This window comes from Caballeronia sp. LZ024 (genome assembly GCF_031451455.1).
Classification (GTDB): Bacteria; Pseudomonadota; Gammaproteobacteria; order Burkholderiales; family Burkholderiaceae; genus Caballeronia; species Caballeronia telluris.
This window is the reverse complement of record NZ_JARUXL010000002.1, coordinates 485,251-508,534: the sequence shown is the minus strand read 5'-3', so window position 1 is coordinate 508,534 and position 23,284 is coordinate 485,251. Positions and strand designations below refer to the sequence as shown.

Genomic DNA, 23,284 nt, shown 5'->3' with positions numbered 1-23,284 from the left:
CGATCCTTTTTCGTGACTCTTATATAAGACATAAGACATAAGACGTTTGACACACGGCGCCATCGTAATTAAAATTGCGGTCAAAGCAGTGCCCGGAACAGCCTCGGCGTGTCTGGAAAGGCTCCCCTGAAACGCAATACCAACGGTGTCCCCATGCTTGAAAACTATCGCGCTCACGTAGCCGCACGCGCCGCGCTCGGCATTCCTCCCTTGCCGCTGACGGCCCAGCAAACCGCCGAACTGGTGGAGCTGCTGGCGAATCCGCCGGCGGGCGAAGAGCAGACCCTGCTCGACCTGATTACCCACCGCGTACCCGCCGGCGTCGACGAAGCCGCCCGCGTGAAGGCCGGTTTCCTGGCCGCCGTAGCTAAAGGCGAGACCGCCTGCGTGCTGATCTCGCGCGCCCGCGCCACCGAACTGCTCGGCACGATGCTGGGCGGTTACAACATCCAGCCCCTGATCGAACTGCTGTCCGACGCCGAAGTAGCGGCCGTGGCTGCCGAAGCGCTGAAGAAAACCCTGCTGATGTTCGACCAGTTCCACGACGTCAAGGAACTGGCCGACAAGGGCAATGCCAACGCCCGTGCCGTGATGCAAAGCTGGGCCGACGCCGAATGGTTCACCAGCCGTCCCGAAGTGCCGCAAAGCCTGACCATCACCGTCTTCAAGGTGACGGGCGAAACCAATACCGACGACCTGTCGCCGGCCCCGGATGCCACGACCCGCCCGGACATCCCGATGCACGCGCTGGCGATGCTCAAGAACGCCCGTCCCGGCATCACCCCGGAAGAAGATGGCAAGCGTGGTCCGATCAAGTTCATCGAGTCGCTGAAGGAAAACGGCCACCTCGTGGCATACGTCGGCGATGTCGTCGGCACCGGCTCTTCGCGCAAGTCGGCCACCAACTCGGTGCTGTGGTTCACGGGTGAGGACATCCCCTTTATCCCGAACAAGCGCTTCGGCGGCGTGTGCCTGGGCAGCAAGATCGCCCCGATCTTCTACAACACGATGGAAGACGCCGGCGCGCTGCCGATCGAACTCGACGTATCGAAGATGGAGATGGGCGACGTGGTCGAACTGCGCCCTTACGAAGGCCGTGCACTGAAGAACGGCGAAGTGATCGCCGAGTTTCGGGTCAAGTCGGACGTGCTCTTCGATGAAGTGCGCGCCGGCGGCCGCATTCCGCTGATCATCGGCCGTGGGCTGACCGCCAAGGCACGTGAAGCGCTGGGTCTGGCGCCGTCGACCTTGTTCCGCCTGCCGCAACAGCCCGCCGACAGCGGCAAGGGTTTCTCGCTAACCCAGAAGATGGTCGGCCGCGCTTGCGGCTTGCCGGCTGGGCAGGGCGTCCGACCGGGCACCTACTGCGAACCCAAAATGACTTCGGTCGGCTCGCAGGACACTACCGGCCCCATGACCCGCGACGAACTCAAGGACCTGGCGTGCCTCGGCTTCTCGGCCGACCTCGTCATGCAGTCGTTCTGTCATACGGCCGCCTATCCGAAGCCGGTGGACGTGAAGACGCACCAGACCCTGCCGAACTTCATCAGCAACCGCGGGGGCATCTCATTGCGCCCGGGCGATGGCGTGATCCACTCGTGGCTGAACCGCATGCTGCTGCCCGACACCGTCGGCACCGGCGGCGACTCGCACACGCGCTTCCCGATCGGCATCAGCTTTCCGGCTGGTTCGGGTCTGGTCGCCTTCGCGGCCGCCACCGGCACGATGCCGCTCGACATGCCGGAATCGGTGCTGGTTCGCTTCAAGGGCAAGATGCAGCCGGGCGTGACGCTGCGTGATCTGGTCAACGCGATCCCGCTGTACGCGATCAAGCAGGGCATGCTGACGGTTGCCAAGCAAGGCAAGAAGAACATCTTCTCCGGCCGCATTCTCGAGATCGAAGGCTTGCCCGAACTGAAAGTCGAGCAGGCGTTCGAATTGTCGGATGCTTCCGCCGAGCGCTCGGCCGCCGGTTGCACCGTCCACCTGAACAAGGAACCGATCATCGAATATCTTCGCAGCAACGTTACGCTGCTGAAGTGGATGATCGCCCAGGGCTACCAGGACCCGCGCAGCCTGCAGCGTCGCATCCAGGCGATGGAGCAGTGGCTCGCCGACCCGCAACTGCTGTCGCCGGATACCGACGCCGAGTACGCGGCCGTCATCGAGATCGACCTGGCCGACATCCACGAGCCGATCGTGGCCTGCCCGAATGATCCGGACGACGTGAAGACGCTGTCGGAAGTGGCCGGTGCCAAGATCGACGAGGTGTTCATTGGCTCGTGCATGACCAACATCGGCCATTTCCGTGCCGCGTCGAAGCTGCTGGAAGGCAAGCGCGACATCCCGGTCAAGCTGTGGGTGGCCCCGCCGACCAAGATGGACCAGAAGCAGTTGACGGAGGAGGGTCATTACGGCGTCTTCGGCACAGCCGGTGCGCGTACCGAAATGCCGGGCTGCTCGCTGTGCATGGGCAACCAGGCGCAGGTGCGTGAAGGCGCGACGGTCATGTCGACCTCGACGCGTAACTTCCCGAACCGTCTGGGCAAGAATACGAACGTGTATCTCGGCTCGGCGGAACTGGCGGCGATCTGCTCGCGCTTAGGCAAGATCCCGACCAAGGACGAGTACATGGCCGACATGGGCGTGCTCAACGCCGACGGCGACAAGATTTATCAATACATGAACTTCGACCAGATCGATGACTTCAAGGAAGTGGCCGACACCGTGACGACGTAAGCGTGCTACCGGGCTGCGACGTGTCGTTATCGTCGCAGCGTCGTCGCAGCGGCATCACATGGCGCCGCAGGCTGCATGCCTGCGGCGCCATTTTTTTATCAATGTTCGATCTGCCACCTCAGAACCGGATGAGTCGCGCCAGCCGGCATCACCCAGACGCCGTTCTGCCCGAAATTCCAGGTCGGGCCGAAGCTCGATACGAGGCTCATTTGCGCGGTCGTGAAACCGTTCGCTGAAGGAACCGCCGTGCCTTCGAAGACACCGTTGGTGCGGCCTGTCGTTTGCGTGTTCCAGTACACGTCGCCTCCGATCGTGCCGGTGTTGTTGCGCACGATGCCGCCGGCCGAAGGCGGCACGCCCGACGGTATCGAGGTCGCCGCGAACGATTCGGTGATCGTCCCTGTGTTGAAGTCGACGAGACCGCCGGTGTCGAGCGCGCCCGCCGAGCCCGACGCATACGATTGCCGGATCGTACCTTCGTTCACGCCGACGAGACCGCCTGCTCCGGTCAGCGCGGTGCCGCTAACCGAGCCGCTCGCGTAGGACTGACTGATCAGGCCGTTGTTTGTCGCGACGAGGCCGCCCAGTTCTCCCGAACCCGTGACCGTTGCGCTGCTGCCCGAGCGTTCGATGACGCCGTTGTTGATGCCCACGAGGCCGCCCGCACCCGCGCCGGAAAAGGCATTGAACGGTGACACGTCACCCGATGTATACGCATTCGTGATGAGACCGTTGTTCGTCCCCGCAAGCAGGCCGACCGCCGCGACGAACGAGCTCGCGGACGAATCGACGATCCCGACATTACGAACCACGCCTGCACTGCCGATCGTGGAAAAGAGGCCGACGTAGGCGAGGTACGAAGGATCGGTTTCGTTATAGCCCGTTATCTTGATGCCCTTGATGACATGGTCCATGCCATCGAACTGGCCGTTGAACGCCGTGTTCGTGCGGCTGCCGAGCGACGTGAAGTTGGTGGTCGACGTGCTTGCGTCGATGTCCTTGCCGAGCGCATAGGTCCCCGCGAGATCGCTCGAAATGCGAGCGAGATCGTCGATCGTGTTGACGAGTTTATAAGCGGTCACTTGCGTCTTGAGCCCGCTGTAGTCCGCTGCGCTCCATGCGGGATTGCCGCGTATCGCGCCTGCGGTGTAGGTCCCGTTCATGTCATAGAGCGCTGCGACGGTTCCCGTGCTTTGCGACCAGTCGATCGTGCCGCCATTGGTTACGCTGCCTGCGTTGTCGATGCCGCCAGCGTCCGCGCGCAAGGTCAGATTGCCCGCGCCCGTATTCCCGACTGTCGCAAGCGGGCTGACATTCACCGAGTGCTGCGCGTTCAATGTGAGCGATGCGTCGCCGCTCCACCGCAACGCCGACTGCACGTCGATGTCGCCGCTCGCCCCTTGCGTGCCCGTCGCGTTCACGGTGATCGACGTGCCGCGCGACAGGTTCCTGCCTAACGTTGCAGCGGATCGCGGGCCCGCCACGTAGGCGGGCGCGCTCACGTTCCATTGCGCGGCATCCACCACGACGTAGTCGAGATCGAATGTTCGCGCGGTGGTATCCACCGTGCCACCGCTGCCGTTCGCATTCGATGCCCCTATATACCCGTGGCTCTGCACGGTGCCGCTATCGGCGACGAGCCACACGTGGCCGTCGCGCGTCGCGGTGCCGGCCGCGCGCAACCCGCTGTTCTTGCCCGCGAGCGCGAAGATGTTGCCATCGGCGGCTTGCAGATTGATCTGCGCTGCGCGGATTGCACCCTCATTGATCACGTTGCCCTGGCTGCCCGCTTGCACGAACACCTGCGGACCGCTCGTCGAATCCTTGAGCAACACCTGACTGCCCGCGGCGAGTTCGACGGTTCCGCGCGGTGCCTCTACCGTGCCCTCGTTCACGACGCTCGCGTGCGAGATCAGGAATACATCGCCCTGGCTCGAACCGATTTTGCCGAGGTTCACGACGACGCCGCAGCTATCGCCGGTGAGCGTGAGCGGGCCGCCTTTCATGAAGGCGTCGTTGGTCATGTCGAGCGTGGATGCAACGAAGCGTCCGCCTGTCGTGACGATGCCGCTCGTCCCAACCAGCACGCCATGTGGATTGATGAGGTAGAAGCTGCCTGTCGCGTTCAGCTTGCCGTCGATGATCGACCGGTCGATGCCTGTCACTCGGCTAAGCGTTGCGCCCGATCCATTGTCGACGTTGACCCTGTTGCCGTTGCCAATCGAAAAGCTGCGCCAGTCGATGACGCCGCGCGTCGTCGTCTGTGTGATGTCGAGGGCGCTGCCATTTGCGCGAATCGCGCCTGCGCCGGCAACGAAGTTGCCGGCCTCGGGCAGTGGACCTGCATGGGCGAGCTGCATCGTGAACAACATCGAAGCGATCGCGCGAAGGGGATGCCTTGCCACGAGTCGTCGATGCCTTGGCTTAAACGCGTCACACACTGAAGTTTCGAGGATCAGTGCGATTCTGGCGTGCGGCATGTTCCACTCCAAATTTTCTTGTTCTTACATTCGGCCTTAAGTCCCTAATAGTTATAGCAGACGGTTGTAGTCCGCACGGCTTGGCGACCCCAGCTAAATCGGACATTGTTATCGGCTATTTTGACCACCCGTTTCGGACGGCTTTGCGATTCGGGGCCAGAACAGTCGCCTTAGATCCACTGGTCGTTTTCGACCGTGCGCTCTCCCTTTGCGCCGTCACCTGTGTTCACCACGCCTCGCGGCTCGATCAGCAGCAGCTTTACTTCCGCGTTCGCACAAGGCCTGTGCTCGACGCCCTTCGGCATCACAGCCATTTGACCGGGACGCAGCACGATCGAACTGACGCCCGAAGGCCCCGTCCGAAAGTCGATACGCAACTCGCCTTCGAGCACGATGAACGTTTCGTCGGTATCGGCATGCCGGTGCCACTGGAACTCGCCTTCGACCTTGACGACCTTGAACTGATAGTCGTTCATTTCAGCGACGACGCGCGGCTGCCAGTAACCGTCGATCAGGGCGAACTTGCCGGCGAGGTCGATGGTCTGGGATTGGCCGCGTTCAGCCGGCGCGGCAGTGTGGGTCGAGTGCTGGGACATCGTGCTCTCCGTTAAAGGTCGATGGGTTGAAGATACACGTGTTCTCAGCGATTGCGGCCGCTTCCGCTTCGGGTTTGCTTAGCATTGCAACCGGTGTCGCGCCCCTGCAATCAAGTCGACAGCGGCATCTTTGCGAGGAGCTTGTCGAGGGTCACCGGATAGTCACGTACCGGCACGCCCGTTGCGTTATAGACAGCATTGGCAATCGCCGCGCCCACGCCGCAGAGCCCGAGTTCGCCGACACCCTTCGCTTTCATCGGCGACGAAAGCGGATCGGTTTCGTCGAGGAAGATCACTTCCTGACCGGCGATATCGGCGTGAACCGGCACTTCGTAGCCGGCCAGATCGTGATTCACGAAGAAGCCCGCGCGCCGGTCGACTGCGAGTTCGTCCATCAACGCCGCACCGACGCCCATCGTCATCGCGCCGATAACCTGACTGCGCGCGGACTTCGGATTGAGGATGCGGCTGGCCGCGCACACCGCGAGCATGCGTCGCACGCGGATCTCGCAAGTCGCGGCATCGACGCCGACTTCGACGAAGTGCGCACCGAACGTCGATTGCTGATATTTCTTGGCGAGTTCGCCGAACTCGATGAAGTCCTCCGCAACGATGCCGTTCGCGCCCGCCATCGCGCCGATCGGCATGCTGCGGTCGTTGGCGTGGACCGATCCGTTCTCGAACCGCGCGACGCCGGAATCGAAGCCCGCTTTCAGCGCGATCGCCTCGCGCAGGCTGACGCACGCGGCATACACGCCCGCGGTTGAACTATTGGCACCCCACTGGCCGCCCGATTCCGACGACACCGGAAAATTCGAATCGCCCAGCCGCACAATAACGCGTTCGATCGGCACGCCCATCATCTCGGCCGCCGTCTGCGCGATGATCGTATAGCTGCCGGTGCCGATGTCGGTCATGTCGGTTTCGACCGTGACGATGCCCGCGCCATCCACGCGTACCCGCGCGCCCGACTTCGTCACCTGATTGTTCCGGAAGGCGGCAGCGACGCCCATGCCGACGACCCACTGTCCATCGCGCACGGCGCCCGGCTGTTTGCCGCGCGACGTCCAGCCGAAGCGTTCCGCGCCGGTCCGCAGGCATTCGACGAGCCGCCGCTCGGAGAACGGCCGCCGCGGTTTCTCGGGATCGACCTGCGTGTCGTTGATGATGCGGAGTTCGACGGGATCGAGGCCGAGCTTCTCCGCCATCTCGTCCATCGCGATTTCGAGCGCCATCAGTCCCGGCGCTTCGCCGGGCGCACGCATCGCGTTGCCCTCGGGGCAGGTCGAGCGCGGCGAGCCGCAACGCCGTCATGCGGTTTGCGCCGGCGTAGAGCAGGCGTGTCTGCTGGACGGCGTTCTCCGGCTTGCCGCCTTCGATGTCGCCCGACCAGCTTTCATGGCCATTGCCGTGATCTTGCCGTCACGCGTCGCGCCGATGCGGATGCGCTGGATCGTGGCGGGCCGGTGCGTCGTGTTGTTGAACATCATCGGCCGCGTCAGCGCCACTTTGACCGGCCGTCGCGCCGCGCGCGCACCGAGCGCGGCGAGCAGCGCATCGGCGCGCACGAACAGCTTTCCGCCGAAGCCGCCGCCGATATACGGCGAGATGAGCCGCACGTTCTCCTTGGGAATACCGAGTGTCGTCGCGATGTCGGCGCGGCTCCAGTCGATCATCTGGTTCGACGTCCAGAGCGAGAGCTGATCGCCATTCCAGACCGCCATCGACGCATGCGGCTCCATCATCGCGTGCGCCTGATCGGGCGTGGTGTACATCGCGTCGAGTTGTACGGGCGCCGTCGCGAACGCGCCCGCGAAATCGCCGACCGATGATTCGGGCGTGCCCGTTTTCGGCTTGGTTGCCGAGTCACTAGCGTTCGCGAGATCGAACGCGCCCTTTTCTTGGACGTAGCGCACGAGCACGAGTTGCGCGGCGGCGCGTGCCTGCTCGAACGTCTGGGCAACGACAAGCGCGACCGTCTGGTGATGATCCTGGATTTCCGGGCCGCCGAGCAGGCGCGCGTTGTTCCACTTGCCTTTGCCGAGCTCGCCGACGGTGTCGGCGGTGACGATGGCGATCACGCCGGGCGCGCGCCTTCAACAATCTACATTCAGCCAAAACATTCTGCTTGGACAGGCTCGTGCGTGGCATACATGAATTTCCCTCAATACCTCATGCAGTTCCCGACCTATTGTTGATCACGTTACAAAAGCCTAAGCTCGTCCCTTGTTCATCGGCAAGACGAGGAGAAGCAACGTGGAAAAGCGCAAATTGGGACGCGGTGGGCTGGAAGTGTCGGCGATCGGACTCGGCTGTATGGGCCTGAGCTTCGGCTATGGCCCGGCTACTGAAAAGAGCGAAGGCATCAAGGTGATTCGCGCGGCGTTCGAACACGGCGTCACCTTCTTCGATACCGCCGAGTGCTACGGCCCGTTCGTCAACGAGGAACTGGTCGGAGAAGCCGTCGCGCCGTTTCGCGATCAGATCGTGATCGCTACCAAGTTCGGCTTCCAGGACGGAGACTCGAAGCAACCGCTCGATAGCCGCCCTGAGCGCATCCGCGAGGTGGCGGATGCGTCGCTCAAGCGCCTGAAGACGGATCGCATCGACTTGTTCTATCAGCATCGCGTCGATCCAAACGTGCCGATTGAGGACGTGGCCGGCACGGTGAAGGATCTGATCGCGCAAGGGAAGGTGAAGCATTTCGGCTTGTCGGAGGCCGGCGCGCAGTCGATCCGCCGGGCGCATGCGGTGCAACCGGTCGCGGCGCTGCAAAGCGAATATTCGATGTGGTGGCGCGAGCCGGAAGAGACGGTGCTGCCGACGCTCGAAGAACTGGGCATCGGTTTCGTGCCATTCAGTCCGCTCGGCAAGGGTTTCCTGACGGGCGCCATCGACGCGAACACGACCTTCGACTCATCCGACTTCCGCAACGTCGTGCCGCGTTTCTCCGAGGAAAACCGCAAGGCCAATGCGGCACTTGTCGCGGTGCTGGGCAAGATCGCCGAGGCAAAGGGCGCGACGCGCGCACAGATCGCGCTCGCGTGGCTCCTCGCGCGCAAGCCGTGGATCGTGCCGATTCCGGGAACGACGAAGCTGCATCGGCTGGAAGAGAACGTAGGCGCGGCGGGCGTGGTTTTGTCGACTGACGAGCTGGGCGCGATCGAAGCGGCGTTGCAGGAAATCAAGGTCGTCGGGGATCGCTATCCGGCGCATCTCCAGAAGCGCGTGGACCGGTGAAGAACATAAAGGACTAACGATGCACGACGTGACATTGAATAACGGAATGAAGATGCCGATCCTTGGCTACGGCGTCTTCCAGATCGCCGACGAGGCGGAATGCGAACGCTGCGTCGTGGACGCGGTGCAGGCAGGCTACCGTCTGATCGACACCGCCGCGTCATACGAGAACGAAGAGGCTGTCGGACGCGGGCTCAAACGTTGCGGGGTATCGCGCGATCAGCTTTTCGTCACCAGCAAGCTATGGGTGGAGGATGCTGGCTATGAACGCGCTCAGACGGCCATTGACAAGTCGCTCAAGCGTCTGGGCGTGGACTACCTCGACCTTTTCTTGATTCATCAACCGTTCTCGGACGTTCACGGCGCATGGCGGGCGATGGAGGAGGCGCATCGCGCTGGAAAGTTGCGTGCGATCGGTCTGAGCAACTTTCAGCCGGATCGTCTCATGGACATCGCGGCGTTCAACGGCATAACGCCGGCCGTGAACCAAATCGAAATCAACCCGTTTCATCAGCAAGCGGAAAGCATCGATTTCATGCGCGGGCTGGGCGTGCAACCGGAGGCTTGGGCGCCCTTCGCCGAAGGACGCAACAACTTGTTCGAGAACGAACAACTGGTCTCGATCGCGCAGCGCTACGGCAAGACCGTCGGGCAAGTCGTGCTGCGATGGCTGGTTCAGCGCGGCGTCGTCGCCCTTGCGAAGTCCGTCCGTAAAGAGCGGATGCAGGAAGACCTGGCCGTCTTCGATTTCAAATTATCTGACACGGATATGCAGGCCGTCGCAACGTTGGAGACTGGCACGAGCAGCTTTTTCTCGCATCGCGATCCGAAGATAGTCAAGTGGATGAGCGAACGAAAGCTCGGCCTGTGACCGGCAATCGTTGAAGGCAAACTCGACGTCTCGGCCCAACATTTGCGAAGAAGCTTTGACGCATAGCTCGGAACCTGGACGATGCTCTCTTTCCTAACTTAAAGATCAAAGCCATGACCAAAGAAGCGCAGACCATCATTCGCAACGGCACGAAGCCATCGATCAAGGGGCCCGAGAATTGGTTCACCGGCTCCGTTCGTATCGACAGCCTCTTTCAGGCCGAGGAGCCGGCGCGCCTCGGCGGCGGAATCGTGACGTTCGAACCCGGTGCGCGCACCAACTGGCATACGCATCCGCTCGGGCAGACGCTCGTCGTGCTTAGCGGCGTCGGCTGGACCCAATGCGAAGGCGGCCCGAGAACGGAAATCCGCCCGGGTGACGTCGTCTCGTGCTCTTGCGGCAAGCGACACTGGCACGGAGCATCTGCGACCACGGCAATGTCGCATCTCGCGATTACCGAATTGCTCGACGGCAAGAACGTCGAATGGATGGAGCCAGTGACCGACGAGCAATATCATTCAGGAATGCTGATAACTGACTAACTGGATGGAAAAATCGACGGCAGTTGCGTGCCACGAGTTCGGAACGAGGCTAGCCGCTTTAAGAACATTGAGCGCTATAGATCGAAGTTGGTCGGCATCAGCACTACGTCACGGATGGTCAGACCGCGTTGTCGCGTCAGCATGAACATGATGACGTCAGCTACCTCACTCGCTTCGGTCAGGCTGCCCGATGCTTTGGCTTCTTTCAGTTTCTCCTCCGGCCAGTCGGCGAGCAACGCACTAATGACCGGGCCGGGCGAGACCGAGCCGACACGAATTCCATGCTTGAAGACCTGGCGCCGCACGGTCTGCACAAAGCAGTTGATCGCCCATTTGGACGATGCATAGACCGGCTCCCACGGCGTCGGAAAATGAGCAGCCAGCGAACTGGTCACGATGATATCGCCGGTGCGTCGGGCAATCATGTGAGGCAAAACGTCGTGGATGTTTTTCATCACGACATTGACGTTGAGATTCAGCATCCGGTCGATCGCCGCCGTATCCGCGTCGACTAACTCTCCACCGACATAGGCGCCTGCATTGGCATGCAGGATATCGATTTGCCCTGTGATTCCCAGCACGCGCGGTATTAGCGCCGAGCAAGCCGTCGGATTGAGTAAATCTACAACGAGCGGAGTCGCCGCTTCGCCGTATTGCTTGCAAATCGACGTCACTGCAGCCTCGTCCCGGTCGACCAGCACCACACGGGCGCCGGCCGAAAGAAGGGCCTCGGTACTCGCCAGCCCGATGCCCGAGGCTGCGCCGGTTACCACGGCGACTTTGCCCTGCAATTTTCCTCGCATCTCGTGCCTCACGGTCAATTGCTCTTCTGATGAGCAAATATGCAAGCTTACGCCAACCCTGTCAAGGCAATTTCGGGAGGAAAAACCCGGTGTCCTGCGCGATGCGTAAAGGACGCAATCCAAGCTCGGTCGTGAAACTAACCGTGCGCTAGCTTTAATTCGCGTTTAACGCATCGTCGAGTTCGCAAGCGTGCCGACGGCTCTGGTCGTCCAGGTGCTAAGGCCAGCTTGCAGCGCTGTTTGCAGCGCTCGCCTCGGCCCCAGCACGACGAGGCCAATCAGCAGCGCCGACACCAGCGCCGCGTTGGGCGTACGTAACAGCCACGGCCCGACGTTCGCGGCTGCGCTCCATGCCCGGGTTCTAACCGTAGAGACATCGCGCGGTCGCGCCCTGACGAACTCCTCGCGGGTCTGCTCCATGCGTGCAAGGACGCGTGATTGTGCTTCAGCGTGCTTCATTGACTTGCCTCCTTGATGGCCTGCATGTCGCGCTCGAGTTCCCGGCGTAACAGTTGGAAGGGCTCCGCAGGACGTCTTGAGCGCATGACCAGCCACGCGGCAATTGTCACGAGAAGCCATACGCCCGCTACACCCCACGCGACTTCGACGAAGTATGGGGAAGTAATGGACGTGACGATGACGGCGATCGATATGAACGACAGTGAGAACATCGCGCCGATTGCGAGCGCGACGAGTGCGACGCATTCATGCAGCACGCGCGTTTTCGTTTCCGCCAGCTCGAGCTGAAAAAGGTCGCCGTAGTCAGCCACGCGATGTGCGCAGAAGCGGCCCACATTGCGCCACTGCGAAATCTTCGACTGGAACGTCATGCCTCCACCTCCCTGGTTCGCTGGATCATGCAAATTCCTCGGTTGCCTGGCGTCGATTCGGAACAGCACCAGGGTCGGACGCAGTACTCATGCCCGGAATCTTTTCTAACGAGAAACGAAGCAAGGATCCGCACCGGCATGAGTTGAACTTCATTCTTCGATTCATTTAGCCTCAGGCATCGCCAATGCTAGAAGCGGTCAGCACTGTAAAAGGAGCCCCTCATGGACAACGCATCCGCGCACGATGTCAGCAGCGGCACAGGCGGCGCCTTCGCGTGGCCCGTGCGCACATTTAAGCGCTTCAGTGAAGACCGCTGCGCGCCGCTGGCGGCGAGCATCGCTTTCTACTCGGCGTTTTCGCTTGCGCCGACGCTCGTCATGGTCATCGCCGTCGCCGGGCTGGTTTTCGGTGCGGAGGCCGCCCGTGGGCAGCTCTTTCATCAGATCAGCGGAATGCTGGGAAAGGACGCCGCCGCGAGCGTACAGACGATCGTCGAACATGCGCATCGGAGCGGCGAGGGCGGCATCGCGGCCATCGTTTCGTTCGTGTTGCTGGCGGTCGGTGCATCGGCCACGTTTTCGTCGTTGAACACCGCGCTGTCCATCATCTGGCCCGCCAAGCAGGCCAAGTCGAGCGTCGCGACGCTAGTCAAGGTGCGGCTGATTTCCTTTAGCCTGGTTCTAGGCGTGGCCTTCCTGCTGATCGTATCCCTTGTACTCGATACCGCGGTGCAGGCAGCGGGCAAATGGGTCTTCGGTAATTCGCCGCTCGTCATCCTCGGCGATGTCGTTCAATTCGTGCTTGGTTTTGTGATCCTGTCAGGTGCTTTTGGCGCGCTGTTGAAATATTTGCCCGATGGCGATGTCAGTTGGCGCGAAGCGTTTATCGGCGGCGCCATTGCCGCGGTCCTTTTCTCGGTGGGCAAGAAGCTCTTCGCGATCTATTTGACGCATGCGGGTATGGCGAGCGCATTCGGCGCGGCCGGATCGCTTGCAGTCTTGCTGATGTGGCTTTATTTCGCTGCCGCCGTGCTGTTGCTGGGTGCGGAAGCGGCGGCCTCAAGAGACGCAGCGTCCCGAGCCGATGCGCAGTTGAAGGAGCACGCAGGTTCCGATCGGTCGTCAACGCCAACGCCTGCGGCGGTTTCCAATAGTACTGGCAGCGCAGTAACAAGGCCGCCGCTTGCGTTCAATCAGCGCGCTCCGAGTACGCAATCGCGCTCGGACGCTTTCGTCAAGATCGTGAGCGCGGTAAGGGCCCATCCGAGCCGATTGGCAATGGCCGCCGCAGGCGCGAGTCTCTTCCTGTTCACGAAGACATCGCGCCGCCCGGATGCAAGGAGCCGCTCGCGCAAGGCTTGATGGTTCTAGAGATCGTGGAGTGCGTGGGGTGTTAGGCCCGCGGAATGCTTTGAGGCACGTGTACTCATGTCCAGGAGAATTTGATTATGTCCACCTCTATTCCGCAGAACGAGCCCGGCACCGATGTAGCCGACCACAAGCCGGTTGAGCGCTCGAAGCAGACGAGCCCGCCGGAATCGCCGCCGCAAGACGAGCAGGCCGACAAGGAAGCATCCTGACGAGCGGGCATTTGCAAAAGCGGCCGAAGCGCCCGTGATGTAGTACGACAGTTCAGTGTGTCTAACGCGACGCATTTCAAAGCGTCGCTTCCGTCGACCAGTGGTTCATGTCCGCTACCGTGTAGAAGCGCGCGAAGTTGCTCGCATCGCCGCCATTCGCGGTCATGAGACGCTGATCCCAGTCGGTTGTATCGTTCGGTGAAAACACCGGGTCGCTCGTGCCGTGCTAGACCATCAACTTCGCACCGCGCGCCTTCAACGCGCGCAGATTGTTATCGTCGGGCGGGGCGTCATGAAGCACCACTGACTCGCTATAGACGTCGCTCGTGGGCAAGATCTTCGGCGCGTCGCTGTCCATGCTGAAGTTCAGCGCATACGAAGACAACTGCGAAATCATCGAGGCGCTTTGCGGCGGCGTCGTGAACGTGAAGGCGGTGGCCGGATCGAGCGTGATGGAATTAGCTGCTTCCACAGTGACCAGTCGGCGCCGTTGATGCCCGCGTCATTGATGCCCGCGTCATAGCCCGGATCGCCGGCGATGATGCCGTCATGTTCCGCTGACGAGCGCGCAGCCGCCACCTCGGCATGCCGTCGGCCGTTCCACCAGCCGTCGAAGTCGCTGCAATCGGGCGTCTCGCCGCAAGCGGTCTTGATGACCTGCTTTGCCATCGGAGTCAGCGTGGTGACCGCGTTATAGCCGCAGTCGATTTGCGACTGGGGATCGAGGCGCGTCACAGCAAGGATCATCAGAGGATCGTTATGCCGGTCGTCGCAAAGAAGACGATCGGCGCCACCGCAGCCCAGCCGAGCCTGACTTACCTGGTCGGCAGCCTCGGGACCGGATCCTGCGCCGCAAGATGACCGAGGCGCTCGCCGGAACTTGCCGAGCGATCGTTCATCGCGCCCCACGGCCACGAAAGCATGATCGTGATGGCTTCCCGAAACTGGATCACACGCGAGCCCGATCCGAATCGCGGCCGCATCGTCGTCTTGATGCTCACCGACGACGGCGCGAACTGCTGCGTCGATGCATGCAGGCCGTGCGCGTCATCGAGGAGCGAACGCTGACCGGTATCGACCCGGCTGACGCGGCGACGGCCCGGACGCATCTCGAACTGTTCGTTCGCAATCTGCGCGGGTAGGTTCGCGCTTCTATTTCATCGCGCCCACGAAACTTGAGTCCACGCGACGCTTCACGGCGCGACCGCAGGGGCGTTGGTTGGTTTCTGACCAGCCGCCTTCTGCTGCGCGTTCTGCAGATTTTGCGGATAGTTCGTTTGATTTCCCGCCGGGTTATAGCCGTTTTTTTCCAGCGTACTCAGCTCGGCATTTTTCTTCGCACGGCGGGACTGGCTGTCGGCCTTTTTTTGCGCCTTCAGTTCCTGCTTTGTCATGGTGCTACCGGATGCGCCGGTATCCGTTCCGGCAGCACTGACGGGCAATGCCGAGACTGCGAAGAGAACCAGAGCCACACCTGTCGAAACAGCGAAGCCAGACATCTTCCTGACCATCATAAGTACCTCCGTATCGATGCGTTGGGTCACGTGAGGCTGTCCACGGACGTTGAAATTGATTACTGAGAAGAGCATGTCTCTTCGGGCGGAACGTCCGAACCGTAATCGATGAGACGTCGTCGGCGATACACGGGTTAACCGCGAGCAGCTTAGACAGCATAACGCTGAAAGGCCTTTGCGCGCTCGCTGGACGCGCATTCTCCCTGATTCTGCGAAAGAGATTCCCTGTCCTGCTCTTTGTTCGAGCGAATGGGAAACCTACACTCGGCCCGGAATACACAAGAGCAGTCTAGGAACGCGTCTTTAAGTCCTCGAGGACGAGCGTTGTTCGTTCAGTCAGGAAGTCATATCTAAGTAACTAGTACAACTATATAAATGGAGATAGCAATGAAGAAACTTCTGTTCAGTGCCTTTGCATTGTCAGCAGCCACGGCGGCTACCGCTCAGAGCAGCGTCACCTTATACGGGATCGTGGACAACGGTATTGTGTACGAGACGAATCAACCGAAGGGGAACGTATTCGGTGCGCAAAGCGGAGGGTGGGCTCAGTCGAGATTTGGCCTCAAAGGCGCGGAAGACCTGGGCGGTGGCACTCATGCCATCTTTCAACTCGAGTCACGACTGAACACGATGAACGGAAGCTTTGCGAACGGAAGTTTCTTCGAGGGGCAGGCTACCGTGGGTCTGCAGAACGACACCTGGGGCCAAATCAAACTCGGAAACATGGGCTCGGCCGAGATAAGTCAGTATTCGGGAGACGTCGACCCGCAGCAAACCAAGAAGTATTCGATTGGAACGCTGGTCCGCGGCCGCATCTTCTCGCAGGCGGCGAACGGCGTGGAATACCTGTCCCCTACGATTGCCGGCTTCACGCTGCAAGGCCAGTATGACGTGACGAATTCATCCACGTGGAACGCAGGCAACCCCGGCAGTGCGCCTGGTCAACTTGGCACATCCAGCGGGCTAGGGAGCGCCCAGGGTCGTTCCGATGGCATCAAACTGTCCTATGCAAATCGAGGGCTATTTTGGCAAGCGACATACGACGAGGTTCGCGACCCGAACGGTCAATTCAGTAATGTGTATCTGACATCCCGTTCGATTCTCACTGGCCTGACCTATGCGTTCGGACCTGTGACCGCGTATCTGGGCTACCAACACCTTGGCGCGCCCGATGCGTCGAATGCCGGATATTTTGGCACGGCTAATCCGTCGGCGTTGCCATCCGGAACGAGCCTGCCGACCACCGTCAATCACGAATGGATCGGCGCAATATGGCAGACCACGCCTGCTCTTGCGATTACCGGAGCGGTCTATCATGCGAACGCGAACAATGGAAACGGGAACGCAACCTTGTACACGCTCGGCGGGAACTACTCGCTCTCGAAGCGAACGCTCCTGTACACGGAACTCGCCTATGTTCGAAACAGTTCGACGTCTAACGTCGGTCTCGACAGCGGCCTGTATGGTGCGAACGTCAACAACGACCCTCTGAACGGAAGCCCCTCCAGTACCAATCCCAACTATGGCAAGAGCCAGTTCGGCGTCATCGCGGGCTTGGCGACGAGGTTCTAAGCGCCTTCCTGAACGGGCTGTAACGATGACTTCGGAGGGTGTCTGAAGCGAAGCGTCTCGAACGCGAACGTGCCGTCTCATACGCTCCTGATGTCTTTTTGAGGTGTTTTACCCCAATAAAGATAGAGCCGCTGCACTAGCATGATGCATGCGTAACAAGAACGTTGCTGCCCTTGTCGCGCATGCTCCTGCATTGGGGTTGCTGCAGGCCGAGAGAAGAAGCGATACGGTGCAAGGGTATGGACCACTTCAAGGAATTACAACTGTTCGTCGAAGTCGCAGAGACGGGCAGCATCAGCCGGGCGGCCGAAGTTGTGGACGTTTCCATCTCGGCCGCAAGCCGGTATCTCATCTCGTTGGAGGCGAGGCTTGGGGCACAACTGATTCGCAGAACCACTCGCAACCTTTATCTGACAGAAGCCGGCGCCGAGTTTCATCGGCGTTGCAAATCTATCCTTGCAGACCTCGGCGAAGCCGAAGCAGCGATCAACGAGGCGGTCGTTCGTCCGAGCGGCGTACTTCGCGTCACCGCTTCGCTGTCGTTCTGCATGCTGCACATCGCACCGATGTTGCCGGATTTCACGGCGCGTTACCCTGAGATCACGGTGGACGTAGTCGCGGCTAACCGTTACTACGACATTATCGAGAATGGCGTCGACGTCGCGATTCGAACGAAGGTTCTCGAACCGGACAGCAACATTACGATAAGAAGGCTGGCATCGACGCGTCGCATATTGGCGGCGTCGCCTGGCTACATCGAGGCAAACGGCGCTCCTCGTTTTCCGGCGGAAGTGGCCAAGCACAGGCTGCTGAATTATCAGCTTGCCGACAATCCACGCGAACTCTCGTTCCAACGCGGTGGCGAGAATGTGGTCGTGAAAGTGAAGCCGTTGCTGGAATCGAACGACGGCCAAATATTGAGGGTTGCCGCGCTCGACAGCATGGGTATCCTGGTTCAGCCGAAATACATTGTCTACGACGACCTGAGAGCCGGTCGCCTGGTCCCCGTGCTCGACGACTGGGACCTCCCTCGACTGACCATGAACATTGCGTTTCAGACCCGGGCATTTCTTCCTGTGAAGGTCCGGTTGTTTATTGACGCGCTCGTCGAGCGGTTTCAGCAAAACGACTTTGAGCGGCATTGGACCGCGTGAGCCTCGTGCTCGAGGCCGCCTTCCCGACGGTTTCCCACTCCGCGCGAAAGAGTTTCCCTTTTCAACTCTGTTTTGCCAGTCACATGGAATATAGACTGGGTTCAAAGCTAGCGAAAAGGCCGATGGAGACACGTAATGCAAAAAGCATCCTCTGCAGTTCAGTCCTCGTTGCCGTACTTCGATGAGGCTTACTCCGCCGACGTCGTCAATGCTCGCATGGGTGAAGACGCCGACGCCCGCTTGCGTCAGGTCATGTCGATTCTGGTCAAGCATCTGCACGCCGCGGTGAAGGAAATTGAACCAACGCATGAAGAGTGGTTCGCAGCCGTTCAGTTCCTGACAGAGACGGGCCATATGTGCACTGACTGGCGCCAAGAGTTCATTCTCCTGTCGGACATCCTCGGCGTATCCATGCTGGTCGATGCAATAAACCATCGTCGGCCGAGCGGGGCAACACCGAACACTATCCTCGGTCCGTTCTATGTAGCCAACGCACCCGAGTACGCCAACGGCACGAACATCTGCCTGGACGGAAAGGGCGAACCCATGGTTGTAGAAGGTCGCGTAACCGATATCAAGGGAAACCCGGTTCCTGACGCGAAGCTCGAGGTGTGGCAGACCAACGACGACGGCTTCTATGACGTGCAGCAAAAAGGGATTCAGCCTGACTCAAATCTTCGCGGCGTTTTTACTTCAGATAGCGAAGGTCGTTACTGGTTCAAGTCCGTCAAGCCGCGCCACTATCCAATTCCCTCGGACGGTCCTGTCGGAAAGCTCCTTGGTGCAATGGGTCGGCACCCGAATCGCGCTGCTCACTTGCATTTCATCGTGACGGCCCCGGGCTTCGACCCAGTCGTCACGCATATCTTCACGCCCGACTGCCCGTATCTGTCTGAAGACGCAGTTTTCGGGGTTAAGCGCGAACTCATCGCTGAATTCAAACAGGTTCACGACCCGGAAGTTGCGAAGCGCGTCGGGTTCTCGCCACCATTTTGGACTGTGTGGTGGGACTTCACCCTCGCGACGTCCAGCAAGCCCACGGCGGCACACCCGTAACCGTTCGGCACGCAGGGTGTGCCGTCCGAAAACCGATGAAATCGAGAGACACAGGAATACTACATATGACCGCGAAGAAAGAGCTGTTGGCCGCGTACTGGACCCTCGCCGGCGACGTTTATCCGTGTGCGCAGAACGAAATCAGTCCGTTCTCGCTGCGCGAGCGCTGCGAAGCAGCTTCGCGAGCGGGCTGGAGCGGCGTCGGTCTCATTCTCGACGACCTCGAATACAGCATCGAGAAGTACGGGCTGTCCGGGATCAAGAAGATTCTGGATGACACGGGCATGAAGTACTTCGAACTCGAAATCCTGATGGACTGGTACTTCGACGGGGAAGCGCGGGTCCAGTCGGACAATTGCCGTCGTCGCTTCATCGAACTGGGTGGCGAGTTGGGCATGCGCAATCTGAAAGTCGGCGCGAGTCCCTTCGACAAGAATCCGGCCGACTTCGACCGCATGACCGAGGAATTCGCAAGGCTTTGCAGCGACGTGGCGACGGTCAACGCGACGGTCGCCATCGAGTTCATGCCTTTCTCTCCCATCCGAAACGTCGCGGAGGCGCTGAAGGTTGCAGAAGGTGCAAACCAGCCCAACGGCGGGCTGATGGTCGACCATTGGCATGTTGCGCGCGCCAACACGCCGTACAGCGAGGTCGCGCAAATTCCTGCTCGCTTCATCAAGGGTGTCGAGCTTGACGACGTTGGCGCACACGTCAAGGGCTCGCTATTCGACGACTCGACCTTCAACCGCCAGCTTTGCGGCGAAGGAGCAGGCGACTGTCGCGCTTTCGTCGATGCGCTTGAGCAAGCAGGCTGCACCTTACCTTACTACGGCGTGGAACTTATCTCCGAGGTGCACCGGAAACTCCCGCTCGACGAGATGGCAAAGCGCGCATACGACACCACCGCCGCGCAGTTCTCGGCCACGCCCACGGCCACCGCTTAACGCCGTTCAAATTCGACGATAACGTAATTCAGGAGACTCACATGATTCGAATCGCTGTTCTCGGTGCGGGCCGCATTGGCCGAATTCACGCTGGCAACGTTGCCGCAAGCCCGAATGCAAAACTGGTCGTGGTAGCGGACCCGGTTCAAAGCGCAGCGCAGGCGCTAGCGAGCAAGCTGGGTTGCGAGGCTTCGACGGACCCGGCGGCCGTGCTGGAACGAAACGACATCGACGCCGTCGTCATCGGCACGCCCACCGACACGCACATCACGTTGATGCTCGAGGCGGTCAAGCGCGGCAAGGCCGTGCTGTGCGAGAAGCCCATCGACCTGGATATGGACAAGTCGCTCGCCGCAGCAAACGAAGTCGAACGCCTCGGTGGCCGGGTCATGCTTGCATTCAATCGTCGTTTCGACCCGACGTCGCAGGCGTTCCGCAAGGCGATTGATGCGGGTAACGTTGGCGAAGTCCGTCAGGTCATCATTTCGAGCCGCGACCCGGGTATGCCTCCGCGCGACTATGTCGAGCACTCAGGCGGCATCTTTCGCGATATGGTCATCCACGACCTGGACATGGCTCGCTGGCTGCTCGGAGAAGAGCCGGTTGAAGTCATGGCGATGGCAAGTCGCCTCGTCGACGAATCGCTTGAGGAACTGACCGACTTCGATACGGTGATGGTGCAATTGCGCACCGCCTCTGGCAAGCAATGCCACATCAACTGCTGCCGCGAAGCCGTGTATGGCTACGACCAGCGGATGGAAGTGTCAGGCTCGAAGGGAATGCTTCTGCAAGAAAACCTTCGTCCGTCGACGATTCGACGCTGGTCCAAGGAAGCCACCGATGTGCGGGAGCCGCTCCTCAACTTCTTCCTCGAGCGCTATGTGGAGGCGTACAAGGCTGAGCTCGACGCCTTCGTCGATGCGCTGAACACGAATTCGCCGCTGCCGACGTCTGTTCAGGACGGCCTGAAGGCGTTACGCCTGGCGGATGCCGCACTCGAGTCCGCGCTGACGGGCAAAGCAGTGAAAGTGTAATTGGGAAATCGGAGGAGAAAAGTCATGACGCGAAAGATTGGTCCCGACGAAACACTCGGCGTTGCATGTCTCGGCATCACTCACCCGCATACGTCCGGGCGAGTCAAGGCCATTCAGCGCCGGACCGATGCAAGAATGCTCGGCGCGTGGGATAAGAGCCCGCTGCTCACACCGTTCGTCGATGCGCTGGGCCTCGAAGCCCGATCGAAGGAAGACATCCTGGCGGACGAGAATGTCCATGTCGTGCTCGTCCACTCGAAGAGCGAGAAGATGGCCGACCTGACCATCGAGGCCCTCGAAGCGGGCAAGGCGGTATTGTGCGAAAAGCCCGCCGGTCGCAGTTCGGTCGATGCCAAGCGCATCGTCGATGCGGTGGAACGTACTGGCGGACTCGTGCAAGTCGGCTATTGCTGGCGGTTTGCTCCTTCGGTCGACGCCATGCAAGCCGCCCTCAAGAGCGGCCGTCTCGGCAAAGTCGTGCAGGTGCGGGCGCACGGTGGCTGTTCACATGACGAAGCGGGCACGCCGCACATGACTCAGCCGGGTGACATTGGCGGTGCCGTGTTCGTTATTGGCTGCCACCTCATCGACCGCATTCTTCTGCATTTTGGCTTGCCGCGCTCGGTCAACGCGCGTATCACGAAGTTCCCGAATTTTCACGGCGATGAATCGCGTGAAGATGCGGCGGGCGGGGTGCTGAACTACGAAGACAAGATTGTCACCATCGACTTCATGTCCTGGGATGTTCTGCCGTGGACCGAGAGCTGGGACATCACCGCTTACGGGACCGAAGGCATCATGTCGTCCCGCTCGCTGCCCGCGAGCTACAAGATCTACGACGCAGGCAAAGGCGACCATCCCGAGGGGTGGACCGAGTGGCAGGAGACCAGCTTCCCGGAAATCTGGGCGACGAAGAAAACGGAGTATTCGCCCGATATCGCTGAGATTGGTAATCCGGTGTACTTCGACCGTGAGTCAACCGCGTTCTTCGACGCCTTGCGTAACGGCACGCAGTCCGTCGTCCCCGCCACCCAGGCGTACAACATCAGCCGGGTCATCGAGGCCATGTTCGCTTCCTCGAAGGACGCAGGCGCTGAGGCCTTTATCGAGTAAAGGTTCGAATGAGTGACGCTCGCGTGAGCGTCATTCGAGGATCCCGTACCACACAAATCGGAAACATAAATACGCATTCCTAATTAGGAGACAAGGTCATGAAGATTATCAAGAGTATTGCGGTCATCCTGGCCGCTTCGGCGGCTTTCTCGGCAACGTATGGGATTGCCTTTGCCCAAGACAAAGGTGTAGTGGGAATCTCACTGCCCGACAAGACCGAGTCCCGCTGGATTACCGACGGAAAAAGCATGGTCGACGCGCTGAAGGCGAAAGGTTACTCGTCCGACCTGCAATACGCCAACTACGACGTTCCGACGCAGGTCAACCAGGTCGAAAACATGCTTGCGAAAGGTGTCAAGGCACTGGTCATCGCGCCTATCGATGGCAAGACGTTCTCTGACGCGCTGGCCCTCGCGCAGAAAAAGGGCATCAAGGTCATCTCGTATGACCGCCTGATTAGCCAGACCAAGGACGTTGACTACTACGCGACCTTCGATAACTATGGCGTCGGTGTTCTGCAGGGACAAAGCATTGTCAGCGCCTGGCAAAAAGCGGGTAGCACGACGCCGTTCAACATCGAGATTTTCGGCGGCTCATCGGATGATAACAACGCGCATATGGTCTACGCGGGCGGCATGTCGGTTCTGAAGCCGTATCTCGATAGCGGCAAGTTTGTGATTCGCAGCAAACAGATTGCCTTCGAGAAAGTCGCGACACGCAATTGGGATGGCGCGACCGCCCAAGCGCGAATGGACAATTTGCTGAGCGCATTCTATGGCAAGGACCATCTCGATGCCGTCTGGGCGCCGAACGACGCGCTGGCGATCGGCATTATCTCGTCTCTCAAAGGCGTGGGATATGGTTCGGGTCAGCAAGCGATGCCCATCATCACGGGACAAGACGCGGACGTTCAGAACGTGAAGAACATTGTTCGGGGTGACCAGACGTCAACCGTATTCAAGGACACGCGCAAACTCGCTAGCGTGGCAGCCGACATGGTCGACAACGCACTGAGCGGCAAGCAAGTGCCCGTCAACGACACGAAAAGCTACAACAATGGCGCCAAGATTGTTCCGACCTACCTCGTAAAGCCGATTCTCGTCGACAAGGCCAATTACCAGTCCGAGTTGGTGACGAGCGGTTACTACACGCAAGCCCAAGTCAAGTAGGGCATCCGCGCGTCGGCGTGGGTGAGGGTCTTGTGCGAATCGCATCC

Annotated in this window: 20 protein-coding genes and 2 pseudogenes; 13 read left to right on the top strand and 9 right to left on the bottom strand. The window is 60.4% G+C overall.

The genetic code is table 11. From position 1 onward, the window contains the following. Positions 1 to 153: 153 nt before the first annotated feature. A complete protein-coding gene (gene acnB / locus QCE48_RS17470) occupies positions 154 to 2,739 on the top strand; it encodes a bifunctional aconitate hydratase 2/2-methylisocitrate dehydratase (protein WP_309784698.1) in 2,586 nt (861 codons plus the stop codon). Between the two features lie 98 nt (positions 2,740 to 2,837). Here the strand turns inward: acnB and QCE48_RS17465 are convergent, their stop codons facing one another. From QCE48_RS17465 to QCE48_RS31940, 3 genes and pseudogenes are all read right to left on the bottom strand, one after another. Next, positions 2,838 to 5,111 carry a filamentous hemagglutinin N-terminal domain-containing protein gene (locus QCE48_RS17465; protein ID WP_309794251.1) on the bottom strand — a complete coding sequence of 758 codons (2,274 nt, stop codon included), beginning with the start codon at positions 5,109 to 5,111 and terminating at the stop codon, positions 2,838 to 2,840. A 278-nt stretch (positions 5,112 to 5,389) separates the two neighbouring features. Further along, positions 5,390 to 5,815, bottom strand: coding sequence for a cupin domain-containing protein (locus tag QCE48_RS17460; protein ID WP_309784696.1), 426 nt, complete (start codon positions 5,813 to 5,815; stop codon positions 5,390 to 5,392). Between the two features lie 110 nt (positions 5,816 to 5,925). Further along, positions 5,926 to 7,896: pseudogene (locus tag QCE48_RS31940) on the bottom strand (molybdopterin cofactor-binding domain-containing protein). 175 nt (positions 7,897 to 8,071) lie between these two features. Between QCE48_RS31940 and QCE48_RS17445 the strand changes: the two are divergent. The 3 genes from QCE48_RS17445 to QCE48_RS17435 all read left to right on the top strand — a co-directional run bounded on the left by QCE48_RS17445 (position 8,072) and on the right by QCE48_RS17435 (position 10,468). Continuing rightward, a complete protein-coding gene (locus QCE48_RS17445) occupies positions 8,072 to 9,055 on the top strand; it encodes an aldo/keto reductase (protein ID WP_309784694.1) in 984 nt (327 codons plus the stop codon). Positions 9,056 to 9,074: 19 nt separating this feature from the next. Continuing rightward, complete coding sequence (locus QCE48_RS17440; RefSeq protein WP_309784693.1) at positions 9,075 to 9,926, top strand: aldo/keto reductase; 852 nt, start codon at positions 9,075 to 9,077, stop codon at positions 9,924 to 9,926. A 113-nt stretch (positions 9,927 to 10,039) separates the two neighbouring features. After that, positions 10,040 to 10,468, top strand: a complete 429-nt coding sequence (locus tag QCE48_RS17435; protein ID WP_309784691.1) for a cupin domain-containing protein — start codon at positions 10,040 to 10,042, stop codon at positions 10,466 to 10,468. Positions 10,469 to 10,542: 74 nt separating this feature from the next. Here QCE48_RS17435 and QCE48_RS17430 read toward each other — a convergent pair whose 3' ends face one another. The 3 genes from QCE48_RS17430 to QCE48_RS17420 form a co-directional block, all read right to left on the bottom strand. Then, on the bottom strand, positions 10,543 to 11,271 hold the full coding sequence (locus QCE48_RS17430) for an SDR family oxidoreductase (RefSeq protein ID WP_309784690.1): 729 nt from the start codon (positions 11,269 to 11,271) through the stop codon (positions 10,543 to 10,545). A 165-nt stretch (positions 11,272 to 11,436) separates the two neighbouring features. Continuing rightward, positions 11,437 to 11,730 carry a hypothetical protein gene (locus QCE48_RS17425; RefSeq protein ID WP_309784689.1) on the bottom strand — a complete coding sequence of 98 codons (294 nt, stop codon included), beginning with the start codon at positions 11,728 to 11,730 and terminating at the stop codon, positions 11,437 to 11,439. Continuing rightward, positions 11,727 to 12,101, bottom strand: a complete 375-nt coding sequence (locus QCE48_RS17420) for a phage holin family protein (protein WP_309794249.1) — start codon at positions 12,099 to 12,101, stop codon at positions 11,727 to 11,729. Before QCE48_RS17420 ends, QCE48_RS17425 begins: the two co-directional genes overlap by 4 nt. Before the next feature lie 222 nt (positions 12,102 to 12,323). Between QCE48_RS17420 and QCE48_RS17415 the strand changes: the two genes are divergently transcribed. Next, positions 12,324 to 13,463 carry a YihY/virulence factor BrkB family protein gene (locus tag QCE48_RS17415; RefSeq protein WP_309784686.1) on the top strand — a complete coding sequence of 380 codons (1,140 nt, stop codon included), beginning with the start codon at positions 12,324 to 12,326 and terminating at the stop codon, positions 13,461 to 13,463. 86 nt (positions 13,464 to 13,549) lie between these two features. Beyond that, complete coding sequence (locus QCE48_RS17410) at positions 13,550 to 13,681, top strand: hypothetical protein (protein WP_309784685.1); 132 nt, start codon at positions 13,550 to 13,552, stop codon at positions 13,679 to 13,681. A 94-nt stretch (positions 13,682 to 13,775) separates the two neighbouring features. Here the strand turns inward: QCE48_RS17410 and QCE48_RS17405 are convergent. The 3 genes and pseudogenes from QCE48_RS17405 to QCE48_RS17395 all read right to left on the bottom strand — a co-directional run. Continuing rightward, positions 13,776 to 14,407, bottom strand: a pseudogene (locus QCE48_RS17405) (tannase/feruloyl esterase family alpha/beta hydrolase); the annotation flags it as partial. A gap of 89 nt (positions 14,408 to 14,496) precedes the next feature. Then, positions 14,497 to 14,790, bottom strand: coding sequence for a hypothetical protein (locus tag QCE48_RS17400; protein ID WP_309784684.1), 294 nt, complete (start codon positions 14,788 to 14,790; stop codon positions 14,497 to 14,499). A gap of 84 nt (positions 14,791 to 14,874) precedes the next feature. Then, a complete protein-coding gene (locus tag QCE48_RS17395; protein ID WP_309784682.1) occupies positions 14,875 to 15,225 on the bottom strand; it encodes a DUF4148 domain-containing protein in 351 nt (116 codons plus the stop codon). Positions 15,226 to 15,582: 357 nt separating this feature from the next. Between QCE48_RS17395 and QCE48_RS17390 the strand changes: the two genes are divergently transcribed. The 7 genes from QCE48_RS17390 to chvE all read left to right on the top strand — a co-directional run bounded on the left by QCE48_RS17390 (position 15,583) and on the right by chvE (position 23,237). Then, positions 15,583 to 16,767 (top strand): porin, encoded by a 1,185-nt coding sequence (locus QCE48_RS17390; protein WP_309784680.1) that lies wholly within the window; start codon positions 15,583 to 15,585, stop codon positions 16,765 to 16,767. 239 nt (positions 16,768 to 17,006) lie between these two features. After that, positions 17,007 to 17,921, top strand: a complete 915-nt coding sequence (locus QCE48_RS17385) for a LysR family transcriptional regulator (RefSeq protein WP_309784679.1) — start codon at positions 17,007 to 17,009, stop codon at positions 17,919 to 17,921. Between the two features lie 135 nt (positions 17,922 to 18,056). Then, a complete protein-coding gene (locus QCE48_RS17380; protein WP_309784678.1) occupies positions 18,057 to 18,977 on the top strand; it encodes an intradiol ring-cleavage dioxygenase in 921 nt (306 codons plus the stop codon). Beyond that, a complete protein-coding gene (locus QCE48_RS17375; protein WP_309784676.1) occupies positions 18,926 to 19,921 on the top strand; it encodes a TIM barrel protein in 996 nt (331 codons plus the stop codon). Before QCE48_RS17380 ends, QCE48_RS17375 begins: the two co-directional genes overlap by 52 nt. A 41-nt stretch (positions 19,922 to 19,962) precedes the next feature. Then, positions 19,963 to 20,955 (top strand): inositol 2-dehydrogenase, encoded by a 993-nt coding sequence (gene iolG / locus QCE48_RS17370; protein WP_309784675.1) that lies wholly within the window; start codon positions 19,963 to 19,965, stop codon positions 20,953 to 20,955. Between the two features lie 24 nt (positions 20,956 to 20,979). Beyond that, complete coding sequence (locus tag QCE48_RS17365) at positions 20,980 to 22,068, top strand: Gfo/Idh/MocA family oxidoreductase (RefSeq protein ID WP_309784674.1); 1,089 nt, start codon at positions 20,980 to 20,982, stop codon at positions 22,066 to 22,068. 98 nt (positions 22,069 to 22,166) lie between these two features. Next, on the top strand, positions 22,167 to 23,237 hold the full coding sequence (gene chvE, locus QCE48_RS17360) for a multiple monosaccharide ABC transporter substrate-binding protein (RefSeq protein ID WP_309784672.1): 1,071 nt from the start codon (positions 22,167 to 22,169) through the stop codon (positions 23,235 to 23,237). Positions 23,238 to 23,284 lie beyond the last annotated feature (47 nt).